The organism is Fulvivirga ligni (assembly GCF_021389935.1).
GTDB classification, from domain to species: Bacteria; Bacteroidota; Bacteroidia; order Cytophagales; family Cyclobacteriaceae; genus Fulvivirga; species Fulvivirga ligni.
In genome coordinates, this window is the sequence record NZ_CP089979.1 from 5451740 (window position 1) to 5470690 (window position 18951).

General features: G+C 39.3%; 18 protein-coding genes. 4 read left to right on the forward strand and 14 right to left on the reverse strand.

The genetic code is table 11. From position 1 onward, the window contains the following. The first annotated feature begins 16 nt into the window (after positions 1-16). Positions 17-1657 carry an AraC family transcriptional regulator gene (locus LVD16_RS22985; protein WP_233770642.1) on the forward strand — a complete coding sequence of 547 codons (1641 nt, stop codon included), beginning with the start codon at positions 17-19 and terminating at the stop codon, positions 1655-1657. A gap of 46 nt (positions 1658-1703) precedes the next feature. Further along, positions 1704-2987: a hypothetical protein gene (locus LVD16_RS22990; protein WP_233770643.1), complete on the forward strand. Its 1284-nt coding sequence runs from the start codon at positions 1704-1706 to the stop codon at positions 2985-2987. Between the two features lie 72 nt (positions 2988-3059). On the opposite strand, the gene LVD16_RS22995 is transcribed toward LVD16_RS22990, so the two are convergent. Continuing rightward, on the reverse strand, positions 3060-3695 hold the full coding sequence (locus LVD16_RS22995; protein WP_233770644.1) for a hypothetical protein: 636 nt from the start codon (positions 3693-3695) through the stop codon (positions 3060-3062). A 344-nt stretch (positions 3696-4039) separates the two neighbouring features. Here LVD16_RS22995 and LVD16_RS23000 point away from each other — a divergent pair, with 344 nt between their 5' ends. Then, entirely contained in the window at positions 4040-7441 is a 3402-nt protein-coding gene (locus LVD16_RS23000; RefSeq protein ID WP_233770645.1) for a PQQ-dependent sugar dehydrogenase, read from the forward strand. Positions 7442-7493: 52 nt separating this feature from the next. On the opposite strand, the gene LVD16_RS23005 is transcribed toward LVD16_RS23000, so the two are convergent. The 5 genes from LVD16_RS23005 to LVD16_RS23025 all read right to left on the reverse strand — a co-directional run bounded on the left by LVD16_RS23005 (position 7494) and on the right by LVD16_RS23025 (position 11450). Next, positions 7494-8294, reverse strand: coding sequence for an endonuclease/exonuclease/phosphatase family protein (locus LVD16_RS23005; RefSeq protein ID WP_233770646.1), 801 nt, complete (start codon positions 8292-8294; stop codon positions 7494-7496). Between the two features lie 91 nt (positions 8295-8385). Continuing rightward, positions 8386-8766 (reverse strand): nuclear transport factor 2 family protein, encoded by a 381-nt coding sequence (locus LVD16_RS23010; RefSeq protein ID WP_233770647.1) that lies wholly within the window; start codon positions 8764-8766, stop codon positions 8386-8388. Positions 8767-8818: 52 nt separating this feature from the next. Beyond that, positions 8819-9175, reverse strand: a complete 357-nt coding sequence (locus LVD16_RS23015; protein WP_233770648.1) for a nuclear transport factor 2 family protein — start codon at positions 9173-9175, stop codon at positions 8819-8821. Between the two features lie 375 nt (positions 9176-9550). Continuing rightward, entirely contained in the window at positions 9551-10735 is a 1185-nt protein-coding gene (locus LVD16_RS23020) for a trypsin-like serine peptidase (RefSeq protein WP_233770649.1), read from the reverse strand. A 229-nt stretch (positions 10736-10964) separates the two neighbouring features. Then, complete coding sequence (locus tag LVD16_RS23025) at positions 10965-11450, reverse strand: hypothetical protein (RefSeq protein ID WP_233770650.1); 486 nt, start codon at positions 11448-11450, stop codon at positions 10965-10967. Positions 11451-11627: 177 nt separating this feature from the next. On the opposite strand from LVD16_RS23025, the gene LVD16_RS23030 reads away from it, so the two are divergent. Beyond that, positions 11628-12089, forward strand: a complete 462-nt coding sequence (locus tag LVD16_RS23030; RefSeq protein WP_233770651.1) for a KTSC domain-containing protein — start codon at positions 11628-11630, stop codon at positions 12087-12089. 109 nt (positions 12090-12198) lie between these two features. Here the strand turns inward: LVD16_RS23030 and LVD16_RS23035 are convergent, their stop codons facing one another. The 8 genes from LVD16_RS23035 to LVD16_RS23070 all read right to left on the reverse strand — a co-directional run bounded on the left by LVD16_RS23035 (position 12199) and on the right by LVD16_RS23070 (position 18733). Beyond that, the gene (locus LVD16_RS23035) at positions 12199-12693 is read right to left on the reverse strand and encodes a nuclear transport factor 2 family protein (protein WP_233770652.1); all 495 of its coding nucleotides are present in this window, start codon (positions 12691-12693) and stop codon (positions 12199-12201) included. 406 nt (positions 12694-13099) lie between these two features. Next, positions 13100-14731, reverse strand: a complete 1632-nt coding sequence (locus tag LVD16_RS23040; RefSeq protein ID WP_233770653.1) for an ABC-F family ATP-binding cassette domain-containing protein — start codon at positions 14729-14731, stop codon at positions 13100-13102. Between the two features lie 276 nt (positions 14732-15007). Next, positions 15008-15613 carry a hypothetical protein gene (locus LVD16_RS23045; RefSeq protein ID WP_233770654.1) on the reverse strand — a complete coding sequence of 202 codons (606 nt, stop codon included), beginning with the start codon at positions 15611-15613 and terminating at the stop codon, positions 15008-15010. 214 nt (positions 15614-15827) lie between these two features. After that, complete coding sequence (locus tag LVD16_RS23050) at positions 15828-16268, reverse strand: Imm51 family immunity protein (protein ID WP_233770655.1); 441 nt, start codon at positions 16266-16268, stop codon at positions 15828-15830. Positions 16269-16917: 649 nt separating this feature from the next. Beyond that, the gene (locus LVD16_RS23055) at positions 16918-17382 is read right to left on the reverse strand and encodes a hypothetical protein (RefSeq protein WP_233770656.1); all 465 of its coding nucleotides are present in this window, start codon (positions 17380-17382) and stop codon (positions 16918-16920) included. Between the two features lie 14 nt (positions 17383-17396). Beyond that, on the reverse strand, positions 17397-17801 hold the full coding sequence (locus LVD16_RS23060) for a hypothetical protein (protein ID WP_233770657.1): 405 nt from the start codon (positions 17799-17801) through the stop codon (positions 17397-17399). Between the two features lie 55 nt (positions 17802-17856). Further along, complete coding sequence (locus tag LVD16_RS23065) at positions 17857-18516, reverse strand: hypothetical protein (protein WP_233770658.1); 660 nt, start codon at positions 18514-18516, stop codon at positions 17857-17859. A 10-nt stretch (positions 18517-18526) separates the two neighbouring features. Further along, positions 18527-18733: a hypothetical protein gene (locus LVD16_RS23070; RefSeq protein ID WP_233770659.1), complete on the reverse strand. Its 207-nt coding sequence runs from the start codon at positions 18731-18733 to the stop codon at positions 18527-18529. Between the last annotated feature and the right edge of the window lie 218 nt (positions 18734-18951).

An 18951-nucleotide genomic window follows, 5' to 3' on the forward strand; every position in this document is an offset into this window, starting at 1 on the left:
CTCAAACCTCCGAAAGGTGATATCCTTAGTCCTATATTTATTATTCTCCCTCACACAAAGTGCTGGTACACAGCCGTATGATTCTGCATATTCTGACAATCTGACTATTCACCCGCAAGACAGTATAGCCAAATACAAACAACTGTGCGTGGATGCTTACCTGGCTGGAAATATGGATGATTATAAACAACATTCAGCAAAGGTACTTGCTATAGCACAGGCCAATAATCTGCCGGAGATCGAAGTGAGAGCACTGGTAAATGTTGCCATTTATTACCAGCAAACTGATCAGTATGAGCAGGCACTAAAATATTACCTAGATGCTGCTGACCTGGTAGGGTCAATGACAGAAAACAGCACTACGCTGGTTTATTTGGTTAAAACCAACTTGGCCAACCTGTACATTTCTATGGGAAAGTACGATGAGGCCATAAGCACTGCTAAAGATATTATAGCGTACGCCAAAACACAGTCGAACCCTGAACAATATGTCTTGGTGGCCAATAATGCATTGGGGACAGCGCTTATTAATAAGAAGGAGTATGCTGAGGGATTAGCATATATGTTAAAAGTGAAGAAGCTTGCCACCCAGATGGATCGAAAGGATGCTATAATTATTGCCAATAGCAATATTGGAGAATGCTACCTAAAGCTTAAAGAGTATAAAAAGGCCATTGATATCTGTAACGAAACCTTAGCTCAAATCACGGTTGAGGACTCCAAGGAAATCAAAAGCTTGTGCAATTTATTAATTGGGCAGTCATTTTTGGGCCTTGATGAACCAGCTAAAGCATTAGCCAATCTCATAAAAGCAAAAGATATATCTGAAACCGCTGGTTTTCTAAAAATCAATATGGAAGCTCACCAGTATTTAGCCCAGACTTATGAAAAGCTAAACAATTATGAAAATTCACTTCAGGAGCATAAGGAATATTCTCAGGCAAGAGAAAAGTATTTAAAATCCCTATCTGAAGCAGAAAGATTGGAGCTGGAAAAAGAATCAGAAGATAAGTCATCTATCATATCAGAGCAGGAGAAATCCATTGACTTTCTAAGTCAGGAAAAGCAAATCTATTTGTGGATAGGAATTGCTGTGCTTTTGGCCCTGGCCATATCCACGTTCCTTTACACCAAAAGGAGAAAGCAGCTCACACTGGAAACTGAACAGCTAAGAGACGATAAAGAATTGCTGGAAAATGAGAATGGTGCCCTGAAATACAAACTTGAAGAACTGGCCAAAACCGTCCAGGAAAAAGAAACCGCTAAAAGCTCAGTCACCAGCAAGCCCTCTTCCTTATCAAAGCAGGAGCAAAAGCAGCACATGCAAAACATACTGGACTACATGGAGACTGAAAAACCTTATTTAGACCCTGACATCAAACAGTCGGACATAGCACAAGGTCTGGGCATGAGTGTACACCTCTTTTCTGAAATACTGAATGCCTGCTTTGAAAAGAACTTCAACAATTTCATCAACCTTTACAGGGTAGACAAGGCTAAAAGCCTGATGCAAGACCCTAAATTTGAGCATTATAAAATACTAGCCATTGGCTACGAAGCAGGCTTTCCCAGCAAGACCTCTTTTAATCGTGTCTTCAAAAATTTAGTAGGCATGACGCCATCTGAGTACCAGGGAAAGGTATTTTCTGGGGCTTAAAAGATAATCTTAGCTTGTATTTTTCTAATTATTATTATTTTGGAACATGAACCCTAATGATTCTGATCTAAAGCCAGAATGGTTAAAAGAACTACAGCTTAAAAGTTGGGAGCCTGAGATATTGCTTTCTGGTATTGTGCTCTATGGAATGTTTCAGGTGCCCGAGGTGCTTGACCGGTTTTTGCTTTTCTTCTCAGCTGAGGTATATAATGATATCAATGCCATGGATACGCTGGTGGCATTGCTGAAAATCGGAGTTTACTGGCTTATTGCTGGATTAATCCTGCACCTGATTTGTAGAGGATTTTGGGTGGGCCTGGTCGGCCTCAGCTATTCATTTCCCGATGGGATTAACCTGGAAAAACTAAAATTTCAGCCAAAATACCTTAAAAAAGTAAAAGAAGTGCCTCCCTTTGAGCAGATTATACTCAGGGTAGAGCGGGTCTGTAGTTTTATCTATAGCGTATCATTTCTCTTGTTTATGAGTCTCGTGGGCACATATCTTTATGCTACAGTGGTAGTGGTCATTCCTATGGCTGTCATTATAGCATCATTAGATTCAGCTCATTTAACAGCAGGTAGTATCAACTTACTGAATAGATATGGCAACTGGGCCATGATTCTTGGCTTTGTAGGTGTGGCCGATTTTATAACCATGGGCTATTTCCGTCGATTTAAGTTCATTGCAAAGATCTATTGGCCTTTTTATGTACTCTTCAACTTTCTTACTTTGGCCAATTATTATCGTCCTACTTATTTTGCCATAGTTACTAATCTGAAGAAACGCTGGCTATTCCTTTTTTTACTATCCTTTGCGTTCATCAGTTTTGTAGGGATCGCATCTATTAGAGACACTACTCCAGATCAATATTTCTCACGTCTGAATATCTGGAACAGCATGGATGGCAACCTGGCTTTAGAAGGTTTCTATCAGGATAGACCCACCAAACCCTCTGAAAGGATTCAAATTCCATCTGACATCATCAAAGACGACGTACTCAGAGTTTTCATTCCCTCCACTATAAACAAGGAAGATTCTCTGAAAAAATTCATCAATTATGATTCAATAAAGACCACTGATACATCATCAAAGAAGTTAGGTAAATACTATCTAAAAAAGATGTCTGAATACTATAGATTAACCATAGCCGACTCTACTTTCACCACTAAGGGATATTTCCAAAATAACAAGGCTACACGACAGAAGGGATATGTTTGCTATTTGAACATTGGATACCTCAAAGAAGGATTGTATGAACTGAAGCTGGAAGGCCCTAAGGATATGTTTAAAGATCCTGTTGCAACAGTTCCTTTTTACAAAGCAAATTGATGAAGCAACTAAATTCAGCTCTTACTTTTGATCAATTTCAATAGTTATTTGATAAGGGAGTTCAGCCCAAAATTAATTATCTAAAACATCAATTATTAAGGTCCTACTATCCACTCTGCTACTTTCAAAAATAGGTTTAAGTACTTTTACTACTTCTCCCGAAAAGCTGTTCTCAGGATAATCATCGTTAGATAATGGAGCTAAATCACCGGTGGGCACATTTTCACTTTCTATAAGGGTCACATACTTAGCATCAATCCCAGAAATCATGTAAACCTTATTGGTGGTAGATACCAGGTCACCAGTAGAAAGTCCTTGAAGAATCATTTTTTGCTGCAGCGCATTTTCTGAAATAAATGGTCTCGTAGGTTGTACTGTATCTTTAACAGAAAGATAAAAGCCAATAGGCACGGTTATAAACATGAGCACAGTGATGATACCAAGAGACCAAAAGCCCCAGGTGGGCACCTTCAAGTTAGCTTTCATCCCAGCTGCTGCGGCAGTTATTTCAGGACTCCAGTAGGCCTTTGGTATTTTGCTCTGAGTATCCATGCATACCAACTGAGTAACTTTTTTAGGTAAGTAGAAAAAAGCCACTCTCACATCTCGCCTTATCAGTTGCAGGATCACGGTTTTCGACGGACAACTTCCATTACTAAGGATAAACTCACGCTCCTCGGCGATATACTGTTCTACTGAAATAAACATATGTTCAAATTATTTATGGAGTATAAATCACTCAAACATAGTGAGACCATCACCGGAAAAAGCCTCAAATTATAATGTGGTACTTATATGACAAGTATTAAAATGACTTCCCTAATTGATCTTTGTAAAAGAAGAATCTCAATTCTCTAAACAGAGGGTTCTGCGAAATCGATTGTCCAAATCTTAACCAAATGATTATTTAATCACATAGTTATTCACCGTTTATTTATTTAAATTCATCCTTGTCTACAGTAATCTTATATTTCTTTAAGATAGAACACAACCCACCTAGGGATTTATAGATCAGGGCTTTGATTGTAAAAAAGCAACTAAACCCTAATAATATGTTATATTCACCATTCATCAAGTCTAGATATAGCTTTCTAGTTATATTGTTAACACTGGCTTGTATTATCGTATTTACTGACCATGCCTGGTCACAGCAGTTTCCAAATAATTTTGCTGGTCAGCAGTTAGCCACAGGACTAGACCCTGTGGGCATGGATGTAGCACCCGATGGCCGTATTTTTATCGCAGAAAAAAACGGCAAGATTCAGATTATCAAAAACGGCAGCATGCTATCGACGCCTTTTGCTTCTATACCTAACGTGGATATTGAAGGAGAAAGAGGATTAATGAAGGTACTGTTAGATCCTGACTTTGATAACAATCAGTATTTATACATTTATTACACCCGTGACTTTGGCTCATACAGTAGAAACCGGATCAGCCGAATTACTGCTAATGGAGACCTCATGGAGCCTGGCAGTGAGTTACTGCTGCTTGAAATGGGCAATCTTGAATCTTCATTTTTTCACAATGGCGGTGGCTTAGCCATAAAAGATGGTCAACTCTACATTTCCACCGGAGAAAACACCATTGCCAACTACTCTCAAAGTTTAGAAAATCTAAAAGGTAAAATCCTAAGGATTAACACCGATGGCACCATCCCGACTGACAACCCTTTTTACAGCACTGCAAGCGGAAAAAACAGGGCCATTTGGGCTTTAGGTTTTCGTAATCCATTTAGGTTGAATTCACAGCCAGGTACAGGTGTGCTTATAGCTACCGATGTTGGAGCAGGCTCATGGGAAGAGATAAATGAGATAGAGAAAGGAAAAAATTACGGCTGGCCATTGATAGAAGGCAAGAGAAGCGGCGGACAATCCGCTCCTGAGAACTACCAAGATCCTCTATATGCCTATGATCATAGTCAGGGCTGCTCTATAACGGCTGGCAGTTTTTACAATCCTATTACAGCAAAATTTCCCACCTCCTATATTGGCAAATTTTTCTTTGGAGACTATTGCAACGACTGGATTAGAACCTTTGACCCAGCCACAGGAGCCGTAGCTAATTTCGCCACTAATGTTAATCGCCCTTTAGATTTGGCCGTAAGCGATGAAGGTGATTTATACTTCATTTCACGCGGAGAAGGAGGCAATTCCTCGAGTACAGGTGGAACTGTATGGCGAGTAAACTATACCGGCAATGGCGCACCTGTAATAGCAATACAACCGCAGAGTCAAACCATTTCTAATGGACAGAGTGTCACTTTTGAAGTGCAGGCGTCAGGTAATCCCACGCCATCTTTTCAATGGAGGCGGAACGGGGTAAACATTCCAGGAGCTACCGCATACAACTACACCTTAACAGAACCTACCCTGTCTGATAATGGCGCTAATTTTAGTGTGGTAGTAAGTAATTTAGCAGGATCTGTGACCAGTAATTCAGCTACATTAACTGTATTAGATAACGATTTGCCGGTGGCCACTATTAACACACCAACCATGGGCACAACCTATAATGCCGGTGACGTCATCACCTACAGCGGCAGTGCCACCGATACGGAAGACGGAAACCTCCCGGCAAGCGCCTTCACCTGGAGAATCGATCTGTTCCATTTTGATGACCCTCAGCATAGTCACCCAGCCATGGACCCTACCTCGGGCTTTACATCGGGAACTTTCACTGTCCCTACAGAAATGGAGACATCTCCCAATGTACTTTTCAGAATATTCCTGACCGTGGTTGATTCAGATGGCGCCTCGCATACGGTATCGAGAGACATTACTCCTATACTATCCGAGATTACTCTCACCACCAACCCTGCCGGACTCAATCTGAAGCTTGATGGTAAAGTGGTGACCACACCCTATACCTTTACCGGAGCCAGTGGTGTGAGCCGTGAAATTGAAGCAGTGACACCACAATCGCTTAATGGTCAGTCATATATATTCTCTTCATGGTCAGATAACGGAGCTCGTACACACACTATTGCTACACCTGCAACGGCTACTACCTTTACTGCGAATTTCACCGAAGGCTCCAGCGGCATAGTAGATGGTGGCATCTATGAAATGCAGCCACAACATAACACAAATCTCAGGCTCACTGTAAGAAATGGCTCTACGGCCAATAGTGCTCTGGTGGATGGTGTCGCTTCTAATGGCAGCACCAGTCAACAATGGAAGTTTATTGCGGCAGGCAACGGCTTGTATGAAGTAGAACCGCAACATTCCCTGGGTAAGCGATTAGACCTTGCCGGATCAAGCACGGCCAACAATGCTGAAATTCACAGCTATCAGCGTAATGGCAACAACAATCAACTGTGGACGGTAATAGATTTAGGTAATGAAATCTACCAATTTGAACCGCTCCCCGCACTAGGCAAAAGGTTGGACATTGAAAATGTTAATGGTGTGCCCCGGGCGTTAAGCAGAACCGAAGATGGCGGACAAAGCCAGAGATGGAAATTACTGCCTGTATCGATTCCCACTTGTGACATTATACCCTATTCACAAGTTAATGGAGCTGCATGGACTGGCGCGAGCAGCGTAACGCTCGAAGTAGGTGATGCGGTAAAGTTTGGCCCACAATCAGCGGAATTTGGAGTAAATGGTAATAATTGGTCATGGACAGGACCTAATAATTACACTGCCAACGGTCGGGAAACTCTCATTTCGAATGTTCAGGGCAACAATGCAGGAACATACACTGTCACGAATGTAGATGCTAACGGCTGTACAGCCACCTATGACTTCATAGTAATAGTAAACCTGCCGGTGAATATCAGTATTGAGGCTGTGGAAGCCGAGCAGACCGGAAATGTGGCTACTAATCTACTGGATGGCAATACGGATGACGCCTCCAGATGGAGCGCAAACGGCATTCCTAAGTGGGTAATTTTCGATTTAGGAGTAACCGCATCAATTACCGGCGTAAAAATATGGACCTACCAGGACCGTGCTTACCAGTATACTGTGGAGGTATCTGATTCTCCTGCCAGCGGATTTTCTGTAGTTTCAGATCAGACTGGTAACACCAATAATGCACAGCCACTTACCACTAACTTTTCTGCAATAGGAAGGTACGTTAGACTAACAGTTACAGGAGCATCCGGATATTCTGGATCATGGGTGAGTCTTACGGAAGTAGAGATTGAAACCGCAAACTCGGCTAACATTCAGCATAACCATGCACGACTCTTAAGTGATGATGATTTGGAGCACAATTTAACTGTTTATCCTAACCCGGTAGATGAAGCCATAAACATCAGCATAAAGGGCATTGAAAAGGCAAATGTACTCATTTATAACAATGAAGGTCAGCTGCTTATGAGTGAAGAGTATTCAGGTGGCACTTTAAATATTAGCACTAAAGAAACGCTTTCTAAAGGACTCTACTTATTGAAAATCATTTCTGATGATGGCACAACACAGAGCAGAAAGTTAATCATAGAATAACCAGATAATCATATCCATCCGATGGCTTTGAGTCATCGGATGGATTAATATTTTAAGTGGTTAATACCAGAGGACAATGATCTGATACTTCCGGATCAAAGACTACCTGAAAATCTGCTACATTAACATTATCATTTACCAGTAAATAATCCGCATAACGGCTCTCTTTTTTGTAATATGAATTACGTGTTCCTTTAGAAGTCATTGTTGTAACTAACTCCTTGAGACCCGCCTCTTTTAGAATCTTAAGCGTCTCACTATCAGGCTCTACATTAAAATCTCCACAAAATATTAGGGGAGCATCTTTTTCAGCCAAAGTGTTGATGAGAGTAAGAAACTTTCTAGCTTGTGCTTCCCTTTCCGGGGTGTCCATTTTTCCTTTCAAATCTCTTAGCCCATGCATATGGGCAATGACCATTGGCGTATTACTGTCATAATCGTAAATTTTAATAGCATGTGCGCTTCGTGAGCGAGGGTGATCACCATAGTCAAATGGAGAATACGATTTGTGCACAAACCCCTGGAGCTGCTCTATAATTGGAAACCTCTTTTTTACAAAGGTGGCCAGCCCCCATTGAGAAGGAATTTCAGTTTGATCATCCCAAAGCACCCCTTGAGCAGCCGGACAGAATATGCCAATATGATCGGATAACACATTTTGCACGTCTCGAAATAAATTGGCCCTTTGTGGCAAAACATGGTCGCCATCCTTGTAGGTAAGCATGTCAGCCTCTGAAGCAGGTGTATGTATAACTTCCTGCAAACAGAGCACATCTGGATCCGCCTCCTTCAAATAAGATATTAATTGATCATAGAGCGTTCCGCCCCAGCCGTTGAGACACATAATTTTCATTTCTGTGTGATGTTTTTTGTTTGAATAGCACAGTTTATCAATAGGTGGCATGGAGCCATCGTTTGGTTGGGCTATTAGAATAAGATTTAATTTATAAGGCAGCCTTTTTCGGCGTAACTACGGCTAGATTATTGATAATTTTCCATTCATTATCTGCATCCAGAACCAGGGAATTATAGGAAATAAAGTTATTCTCAGAGCTTTCGATCTTAAGTTTTACACTTGCAATTTTATCACTTTGATCAAGCTGCAAAATCTCCATTTCTCGAGGCAAACCACCAAAGACACCTTTTTCGATATTATCTAAATATTGACTTTTATCTATAATCGTAACGCCAGATGTACCCATAAACCCGTTATTGGTAACTCGGAAATCCTTGTGAAGCACCCGGTCCAGAAGCGTGGTGTCACTGTTGTCACCTCCCCTTACGAAATCCTTTATGGCTTGCTCTATTCTTAGTTTATCTGTCATGGTATTTGGTTTAAATCAATCAAGTGTGTTGCGGAAGTATATAATTCGATGACTATTTGGTCTCAGGAATACAGTATGAAGAAATCTTCTCTAATTCACCAGCAACATTAAAATCATATACGTCACAGGCCATTATTAAATTTAATCTTTCACCGTCTCTCAGAAATTCGCCTGTTCCTCTAATCACCACCTTCAAATCCGTAACAATGGTATCCTCAGTATTAAAATTTGTTTCTACTGACTGAAAATATTCGGAGGTACTTTTACAATTCTGAATTACCTCCTGCTTTCCTTTGAATGAGCTATCACCTACCACATCCCAGGTAATATTCTCCGCTAAATAAGGAAAAGTCAATTCAAAATTGCCATTGGAAAATGCTTCGGCTACTTCTTTATTGGTGTGCTTCATGATTAGGTCTGGTTTAGTTTGATATAGGTATTATACGGAAGAGGTAGATTTTTATTCGACCTTTTATCTAAAAAAAGAACATTGTTTAAGTTAAAAATGAAGGATAACTATCTTGAAATATTAGTTCTCAAATGAGTCTGACTTAGCAAAAGCAATTTAAAATTACAAGTGAGAATTTACATATAGGAATCCACATTTTCGAAATCGTATTAGTCCTTTATTTCAAGAATTCTCATACGGAGTTTACTAAGTCATTCAAAGCCCATACGATAGGTTTTACTACCTATTTTAATAGTTAATTAGACCCCCTGAAAAATATTGGTATAATGATGAGATCTGATTTCCAGATGAATTATAACTATTCAAAGTATACTTCTATGATTTAAACGTTCCATTGGTGGCCCAACTTCTTACCTCTTCATCAAAGAAAGAACTTGTAGCAGAGTTAGTAATAGTAGCTATTAATGTCCCTCCTCGATAAATCTTATAGTAAACATTTTCACCAGGATTCCATGTTAGATTGGGTTTACCACATGATATTTCATTGTAGTTACAAGGTGCTCCATCATTAAAAATATTTAAATTAGTTGCTGGAGACACAATAATTGGAGCTGAGAAAGATCTTGACGGCATAGAGGTTTGATTTGTATTTGTAAGCCAGGTCTTTAAAGTTCTTGAAGGCAGCGACTTATAATTACTGTATGTCCATGCCCCAAACAAACTCCCGTAAACAACCTCATCATTTTCACAATCAATTAAATTATCTTCTTCCCCACCAGTTAAAAATCCTACAACCTGACCATCGGAATTAATAAGACTACTACCTGAAGAACCGTGCTCTACACCTCCCTCATAAAAAACAACATACCAATAAAGATTTCTAGGCTTATTAGTTGACCATGTTGGCATATAATCTGAGTTATCAAAGATTTTAAATGATGTTGCCAGTGCCACTTTTTTAGGTTTATAATCAGGGTGATGAATCCCAATAGCCGAAGAAGTAGATTGTGCATTGGACCAGCCTGCAAGCCTGATCTTACTCTTGTTGGTAGAACTAATATTACCAGTTAGCTCAAAAAGAGCCATATCTGTTACATTATTAATAGACCTCAATTTGACTCCTGATACGTAAAAACCATTTTCTATTTGTGAGGAAGAGCTACATTCATACTGCAATCTAAATACCCAATCACTAATGTTAGAATTCACGACATTAATGGCACTATTAAGCTCTGTATCTGTCAATTGATCATTGTTAAATTTCTGCAAATCCTGGGGACTTAGGATATCTTCAAAAATATCGTAGATACAATGCGCCGCAGATAAAACATATAGTTTTTCCTGATAATTATTAATAAGAGTTCCTGAACAATTTCTTGTAACGTAGGAATTATCTGTATAGAATAACCCAACGGCCCTAGCATGATTAGTAATTATTGGATCGGAATATTTATAAATAGATCTATCTGAACAGTAATCACAAGGAGTTGAAGTTCTTCTCGCATTTAACCCTTTTAATTCATTTTGAGTCTCAGGAACAGTATTATCATAAGTATTCATTACCCCATCATCTGAACAGCTTATGAGTGTCAAGGGAATTAGCAAAATTAACAATAGTCTTTTCAAGGTTCCAAGTTATAGATGATAAATAGGCATTCTTTTTTGCCTCAATCATTCAATTTAACAATTTCAACAAAAATTAATATTATTTAGCAACAATATTTCATACCCCCAACTTAGCCAAGGTATTAAGTGTGACTTGGTGCATTTGCCCAAATATTATAACATTTTACTCAGCCAGCCTCTCACCAGCTATTTTGGCTAGGAGTCTTTCATTAATCTTAGTTTCCCGAAATAGAAGAAATATGCCTAACACAAAAATTATAGTACATACGATAAAAACACTGATGTCATAAGACTCGCTTAAAAGTCCGGTGATTAAATGTTGAATAGAGAAGAACCAGAGACCGATAATTGTAAATGTGCTCATACGATGTTTCACCTTCAATTCTACCTGATTTCCTCTTTCCTCAACAATCCATTTCGAATAGACTTTAGGAAACAATTTGAAAATACCATTTCTGTACCTGGCAACAGTCACTGTTCCGTCCTCATTTTCTTTTCCTGCAAAAAGCCTTTCCGGGAAAATAACCCAGGTTGAGGTATTCACCATCGACAAATTGTATTTTTTTGATATTCGACTTCGAATATTTGACTCAGCGGCACCCTTTTGCTCAACGTCAAGCTTAATGACTGACTCTTTTAATGGTATCATCTACTTTGTTTTTTTAATACTAATGATTGAGTAATTTAACTATTCAGAGAATAAATAAAAACTCATATTTTACTGATTGCTAAAAGCTGCCAAAAGAAGCGTACCTATTCAAAAAAATAAATCACAAAATCTTATTTTTAATATGTAGCTTCGCGCTTCCTTTTAAAGAATGGTCATATGAAGCGTATTAAAGAGTACAAAAAGTTATTTAACATCGAGTCAACCATAGATCTGCAAGACCTAAAAAAAACCTACCGTAACTTAGTAAAAGAGTGGCACCCTGATAAATTTCAGGAAGGCGATGAGAGGGCTGAAGAGGCTAAAGTAATGAGTCTTAAAATCATAGACGCTTATCACTTTTTAATCAGCATAGCCCCTGAAACCAGAGAAGCCAACTTGGAAGCTTACACCAAAACCACTACAGAATCAGGAATAGAAAATTACAAGCATAAAGGACTATTACTGGAAGTGAGCTTTACCGATGGTTCCACCTATGAGTACTTTGGGGTGAACAATAATGTTTTCAACAAATTCCTCAACGCCAGCAACCCTTACCGTTTCGCTAAGCGTAACATTTTCCATTCTTTCCTTTACAGGAAGTCTAAGAAAGATGTGAAGAAAGAGGAGTCTGCGGCTTAATATTGACCCCATTCCCTTCTCCTCGAGGAGAAGGGGTGGATAAAAGTTAGCATAGCATTTTCCTATCCGGCGCCAATGCCATTCTTATTCTTTCTTTTATATGTAAACCTTAATCACTTTGATGATCATAGCTCAAAGCTCTGGAAATTTTCCATTCTCCATCTTCTAGTAACCACACATGTGTGAACTTGGCCGTAGTGTCATGAAAACGGTGAACTCCCATCTGAATGGCTCCATACAAAACTCCGTTTTGGGTCAGCGGATATACCTGTAAGCTATTTTCTACCAGCTCTCTCTGCACCGTACTTTTTCCGCCTCCACAAACCCCATTTTTAATGGACTCCACAAAATCATCTTTTAATCTGGTAACACCACCCCGATCATGGTAAAACTCGAAATCTTCACTGGTTAAGTTTTCAAACTGGCTGATGTCGCACTGATTAAAACCAACATTGAATAATAAGCTATCCATTGATTTCAGCTGAAGGTAAAGCTCAGAAGTATTGGCCTCTTGAGCGGATACTTGGTTGGGGATTAAAGCATAGGCAATTAGGATAATCATACCTCTTCCTATGCGGGCGAGTTGTTTGTTAATACTCATCATGTTTGTGTATTTAAATATTTAATGAATTTCGGTAACAAAATCCTTATATCTAATACCATCAAACTGCAGCTATCGCATCTGATTAGTTATCACATCCACTCCGTTAATTTAATAATTTCAAGAAAAAAAATAAGCATTATTGCTGATAAATTTCATTTCACATCATAACTGATGTTTATTATTAGCTTGGAGCCAGCTGACGCATAATTGATTGAAGATCGTGAGTTCTTTAGGTGTTGTATCTCACCTTATCCCCGGCCCTTCTCCTCAAGGAGAAGGGAGCTATGCCACAAACAGAGTCACTCTGAGGTTCTCGAAGTGTAGACTGTCTAATAGAGAATACCGTTCAGTACTCCCTTTTCAATAGATTCATCCGGTGCGAAATAAACGGTCAAAAAGAAAAGTTCTACTTCTCTATCTCCTTCAAGTTCTCCATCTTTTTATTTCTCAGGAAGCCATTGATGTCTTCGAAATGCTCTCTAATGTGCTTATTGCCAAATTCGAATACTTTTTCAGCCAGGCCATCGAGGAAGTCACGATCGTGAGAAACCAGTATAATGGTGCCTTCGAAGTCTCTCAGGGCGTCTTTAAGGATGTCTTTAGTCTTGATATCCAAGTGGTTAGTCGGCTCATCGAGGATTAATAGATTAACGGGCTGTAGCAATAGCTTGATCATGGCCAGCCTGGTACGCTCACCACCGGAAAGCACTTTCACTTTTTTGTCAATAGTGTCTCCGCTGAACATAAAGGCGCCTAGCAGGTCCTTGACTTTAGTTCTTATATCTCCCTGGGCGATTTCGTCAACCGTTTGAAATACAGTCAGGTTCTCGTCTAATAGTGCTGCCTGGTTCTGAGCAAAGTAGCCGATTTTGCTGTTATGCCCTACTTGTAGCGTACCATCAAAATCAATCTCGCCCATAATGGCTTTCACCATGGTAGATTTACCCTCACCATTCTTACCCACAAAGGCTACTTTATCACCTTGAGCTATAGTGAAAGTGGCATCTTTAAATACCAGATGATCTCCATATGACTTGCTAAGACCATCCACTATTACCGGGTATTTTCCTGACCTCGGAGCAGGAGGAAACTTCAGGTTAAGGCTGGAAGTATCTACTTCATCCACCTCCACAATCTCCATTTTCTCCAGCATTTTCACGCGTGACTGCACTTGGAGCGTCTTAGAATATGTTCCTTTAAAACGATCTATAAACTGCTGTATTTCAGCAATTTGCTTAGCCTGATCATCAAATTGTTTTTGCTGTTGCTCGCGTCTTTCTTTACGAAGCTCCAGGTAGTGCGAGTAGTTAGTACGATAGTCATAAATACGACCAGTGGTGATTTCGATAGTACGGTTGGTCAGGTTATCTACAAAAGCCTTATCGTGACTGATCACCATTACTGCCTTGGCACTATTCTTCAAAAAGTTCTCCAGCCACTGCACCGATTCGATGTCCAGGTGGTTGGTAGGCTCATCGAGTAAGATAAGATCAGGCTTCTTTAAAAGTATTTTTGCCAGCTCAATACGCATACGCCATCCTCCACTAAACTCATTGGTAGGCTTGGTAAAATCTTCACGCAAAAAGCCAAGACCAAGCAAAGTCTTTTCTACTTCAGCATCAAAGTTTACTTCCTCGATACTGTAAAACTTCTCGCTCAGCTCTGATACTTCTTCAATGATCTTACTGTAAGCATCTGACTCATAATCTGTGCGCGTTTCCAGCTGATGGTTAAGCTCATCAATACGCAACTTCATATTATTTATTTTGGCGAATGCCTTAGACGCCTCCTCAAATACAGAGCAATCGTCATCAGTAAGCAGGTGCTGCGGTAGGTAAGCGATCACTGCATCTGCAGGAAATGATACCTTTCCCTGGGTAGGCTTATTCACCCCGGCAATGATTTTCAGCAGCGTAGATTTACCCGCTCCGTTTTTACCCATAAGGGCAATACGGTCATTGTTATTGATATTAAAGGTTACATTACTAAATAAAGTGGTGCCACTAAACTCAACACCTACGGCATCTACTGAAATCATACGCTTAAAATTTGCTGCAAAGCTAATAGATCACCAGTTGGGAAGTAATCATTAGTGGATATTTTGTTTGGAAATTTGTGAGCACCTCATCCCCGGCCCTTCTCCTCAAGGAGAAGGGGGTTTTTCAGGACAGCATGGCACTGTCAGAGTCACTCTGAGGTTCTCGAAGAGTAGACGGTATGGTTGAGGATGACCGTTCAAGAATGGGCCAAGAGCACGATACTCACAATATTGCGGTGTTATATCTGGTAGCCGCAGACTACGAACAACAGAGGTTTATAAATGTCCGTTGATTCTGTTGATTTCTGTCCCGACAACCGATTTTAATTGTTCAAGAAAATGATTAGTCAAATCAGGCCAATTCCAAAATGTCAACCCGAAGTTCGAGAACGAAAGGCTATTGTCAATTTTATATTCCTCAATGTTCGTTATTCTTCCACAATGAGGACAAGTCAATGTTGCGTTTTCATGGATAGTCCAATTGTCAAATTCTGGAAACACACTATGGAATAGTTTTAATTGTTCTTTTGTACAATTGTCAGTAAAGAAATCTTGTGGTGTGATTCCTTCAAATCTATTTCTAGCGCAGTTCGGACATTCCATTTTTGTCATTGCAGTAAAAGCACCCGCATTGAACACCTCTCGTTCAGTCCTTATCTCAACACCACAAACAGTCCATTTTAAGATATCTTCATCATAGCCGATCGCATCAATATGTTTTTTTCCAGGTTTATACCCTTTATTTTTGGTACTCATGATGCAATTTGTCAATTCAGTTTCAATAAACTCGTTTGACTGCATCCATTGAATCACCTTGTCCTTAACCTCCTCAGGCTTTTCAATTTCTCTAGCTGTGGTAATAATTATATAATTGTCACTCATAGTTTTAGGGTACTCATTCTCTACAACATCCGTATAAGGGAAATAAAACATTCCCTAATTTCTTTTATCCGTTAATATAATGTTAAACAAAAATAGCTTAAGACAATAGAAATGAGCTACTCAATAACGTGTCAGAGACACATTTGATCATTATGGAAATTCGTAGTCGCAGACTACGAATAACATGGGGTTCATACACAATGTTGTACTCCGTCTATTCCATTTTCCAGTTGGCTTCTGCTACCTGGATGCAGATGTTCAGCAGTTGTTCGTCTGATTTTACAGTTGATATTAGCCGTCCGATTTGTTCAAGAGTTGACCTGCTAGAGCTCCAAATAGCTAATCCCTCGGCTTCATCGTCAAACCTTATGTTGTCCAGAAGTTCTGGGTTGGAAAGTTTGATAGCTCCATATGTTATTCCAAGCCATGTTGGCCCTCCGCCTTGAAATCCTCTTGAAGAAAGTTGTTCGTAATGGCTGTCAGGTTCGTGGACATCATAATAGTCCAATCTATATGTTCGTTCGTCAATCTCAACAATGTTTCCACGAATGGAGATGGATTCATCAGTTAAGGCGTTAACCAGTTTGGGTTCAGGTTCAAACTGTTGGCAGGCAATAAGGAGTAAAGGAATTAAAAGAGTTGATATGTTCTTCATGAGTTTGCGTTCCGGGGATGGAGTACAACATCCGTATAAGGGAAACAAAACATTCCCTTATTTCTTTTATAGGGAAATCTAATATTTTACCACCAAAAATGAAAGCAACTTTTTTTAGACTTTTAACTATTCGCTATTCCGCATCTGGTCGTAGCGTCCGCTACGATCCACACATTGCTTGAGCGCCCGCTCAATTTCCTTTCTTAATGCACAAAATTGTATTGATGAAATACGGTCTGTGCATAGGAGCTTCAGCCATCCTTAGAAATTATTCATGACACTCAAAATTAAATACGGGTCGAGGTATTCTCAGCTAACTTCACTAGTCAGCAACAGCAATCCTTCTCTCCTTCCTTTTAGCTAAAAAAACGACACATGAAAGGGCCATTATTATCTTCACCTCATCCCCGGCCCTTCTCCTCAAGGAGAAGGGAGTTTTAGGACAGCATGCACTGTCAGAGTCACTCTGAGGTTCTCGAAGAGTAGACGGTCATATAAAGAATTATGATCAGGACTGGTGACGAGCTAAGGATGACGAATACCAGTACATCACAATTAATTTACATTTTCAAACTCACCACCAATCCAAAAGATCAAATGAGCTATTAGCTATTGACATTTTATTCAAATCCGCAATACTTACTTGGTATTAAGGACCATCTCCCACCTGCAGCACGTCAATTATACGTTCTTTAGATGAATTTAAATTCCAACTATCAAATGGGTAAATTGCTTGATTCGCAATGATAAAAAAGAGTGAATCCCCTGAATGTTCCTCAAGTATTTGGGTAAATCTATCATTATCTTCAAGTGTTCCAATTGAATCTCTATGCTGGAAGATGAGAAGATAATTTTGCTTAGCCGTGTTCTGAATATCAACATCAGAAATAATGCTCCAATCTAGGATCTTATTGTCCTTATCCTCAAAGTTGTGGATTGCTAACAAAAATAGTCGATCATCAGATGTTGTTGCGGTATCAGGGTTGTTAGAAATGCAATCTTGAGCGTCGGCTATTAGTTCGTAGGTACTTTCACAGCAGTTACAAACCAAGTATCTATGGTTACATCCTAAAAGGAATAAAATGAATATTGCACATATTAAAATTCGACTCATCTGTCTAATACAATTTATTTCTCAAAAATCAAGATGCTACCATCAGAGAGTTCCCATTTAAGCACATTATCGTCTATTTGAGTTAGCCTTCCTTCATATACAATCCATTCACCAGTTGAAGACATCGTAGCGTCTGTAATACCCACTTGTTTTATCTTTAGCGTATCAAGATCAGGAAAATACTCATGTATTTTTTGTCCAAAATTCGAATGAAAAAGATCAGTTTCGACGGTCGAATCTGACTTGAATTCAACATATCTCCCTATGGAGTTCTTAAAATCATTTGGTCTTGGAGGTAAAGGCCTCTTTTTTGGCTCAATGACCTTAGTAATCTTCCAATCACCCACTATGCTTTTTTGATTTTGAACACAACTCAAAAAGAACGCCGCCAACCCTATAATTATTAATTTAAATTTCATATTCTCCAATATAACCCATTATATGCTTCGCATCCTGAATCTAGCTTTGCAAAACTTAAAACCCACTATTAATCATAATATTCGGTTTCAAATAAACTTCTTTGTTTTTGAAATCCAAGATAATATGAAATCGCTTTAGCAGATTTCCACCAAACAAGGCAGGAATGTGTGAGTCGACTTTTGTCTTCACCAGATCCGCAGGCATGTTATATATCTGATAGCCCGCAATTTCGACTCTTGGAAGTAGGGCGTAATCAGATTTCACCACCGTACCATCAGTGCCATGGCTGGTAGACTCGCCAATAACCGGGTATGCATTTAAAAGATTGTTGGCAGTTACGGTGTTGTAATATACCTTGAAAATGGAATTATAGCCGGTATCCAACATTGTCCAAAATTTGATCTTTTTCTTTCCCTTATACACCGTTACGTTAATATAAGGTAGGCCATCTATAAATTTTAGCTTGGTTTTAGTGTATCTCACGTAATAGTCTGGAAGCTTATCTGAGATCAATAATTCTTTACTTTCATAATCGATTTCCACTATTTTATCCTCAAAAAAATTCCACCCGATGAGCCCATCTAGCTTTTCACCTTCAGGGTATGATATTCCCAGCACCTCTTTTCCAGCGTAAATTTCATTGCCCAAAGTCACATTATTATTAAGACTTTTACTCTCCGAGGAAGCCCCATTACCACCACTATTGAGCACCACGGTATCAAATTTAATATTGGTTGGCCTCTATTTTGGTTTTATTGATGACAGTGATATCGGCTCCTAAATCAAACACCAAATTCAGGGTATCCGACTGATTAATAAGACCTTGGATATAAATTCGATTGTCATCTCCCAGGTGAAATGGGATGGTCTGTTGGGCAGCCGCAACATGGCAAACAGTGCAAATTATTAGAAAGCCGAAGAGTTTTTGCATTGACATTAATAAAAGTAGTGAACTATTCAATTGCATATTTCCAAACAACCTGATAGACCTTAAATGATTGATAATCAAAAATATCATTTATCAGGAATAATATATGTGAGTACGATACTTTAATAATCTTGGATAAGTTTTAACTGGATTAATTATACCTCATCCCCCTGCCCTTCTCCTCAAGGAGAAGGGGGTTTTTAGGGCAGCATGGCACTACC

Bases quoted from the DNA above. Each gene is read 5' to 3' on its own strand.
- LVD16_RS22990 (WP_233770643.1), top strand. From the start codon at position 1,704: ATGAACCCTAATGATTCTGATCTAAAGCCAGAATGGTTAAAAGAACTA.
- LVD16_RS22995 (WP_233770644.1), bottom strand. From the start codon at position 3,695: ATGTTTATTTCAGTAGAACAGTATATCGCCGAGGAGCGTGAGTTTATC.
- LVD16_RS23000 (WP_233770645.1), top strand. From the start codon at position 4,040: ATGTTATATTCACCATTCATCAAGTCTAGATATAGCTTTCTAGTTATA.
- LVD16_RS23005 (WP_233770646.1), bottom strand. From the start codon at position 8,294: ATGAAAATTATGTGTCTCAACGGCTGGGGCGGAACGCTCTATGATCAA.
- LVD16_RS23010 (WP_233770647.1), bottom strand. From the start codon at position 8,766: ATGACAGATAAACTAAGAATAGAGCAAGCCATAAAGGATTTCGTAAGG.
- LVD16_RS23015 (WP_233770648.1), bottom strand. From the start codon at position 9,175: ATGAAGCACACCAATAAAGAAGTAGCCGAAGCATTTTCCAATGGCAAT.
- LVD16_RS23020 (WP_233770649.1), bottom strand. From the start codon at position 10,735: ATGAATACTTATGATAATACTGTTCCTGAGACTCAAAATGAATTAAAA.
- LVD16_RS23025 (WP_233770650.1), bottom strand. From the start codon at position 11,450: ATGATACCATTAAAAGAGTCAGTCATTAAGCTTGACGTTGAGCAAAAG.
- LVD16_RS23030 (WP_233770651.1), top strand. From the start codon at position 11,628: ATGAAGCGTATTAAAGAGTACAAAAAGTTATTTAACATCGAGTCAACC.
- LVD16_RS23035 (WP_233770652.1), bottom strand. From the start codon at position 12,693: ATGATGAGTATTAACAAACAACTCGCCCGCATAGGAAGAGGTATGATT.
- LVD16_RS23040 (WP_233770653.1), bottom strand. From the start codon at position 14,731: ATGATTTCAGTAGATGCCGTAGGTGTTGAGTTTAGTGGCACCACTTTA.
- LVD16_RS23045 (WP_233770654.1), bottom strand. From the start codon at position 15,613: ATGAGTGACAATTATATAATTATTACCACAGCTAGAGAAATTGAAAAG.
- LVD16_RS23050 (WP_233770655.1), bottom strand. From the start codon at position 16,268: ATGAAGAACATATCAACTCTTTTAATTCCTTTACTCCTTATTGCCTGC.
- LVD16_RS23055 (WP_233770656.1), bottom strand. From the start codon at position 17,382: ATGAGTCGAATTTTAATATGTGCAATATTCATTTTATTCCTTTTAGGA.
- LVD16_RS23060 (WP_233770657.1), bottom strand. From the start codon at position 17,801: ATGAAATTTAAATTAATAATTATAGGGTTGGCGGCGTTCTTTTTGAGT.
- LVD16_RS23070 (WP_233770659.1), bottom strand. From the start codon at position 18,733: ATGCAAAAACTCTTCGGCTTTCTAATAATTTGCACTGTTTGCCATGTT.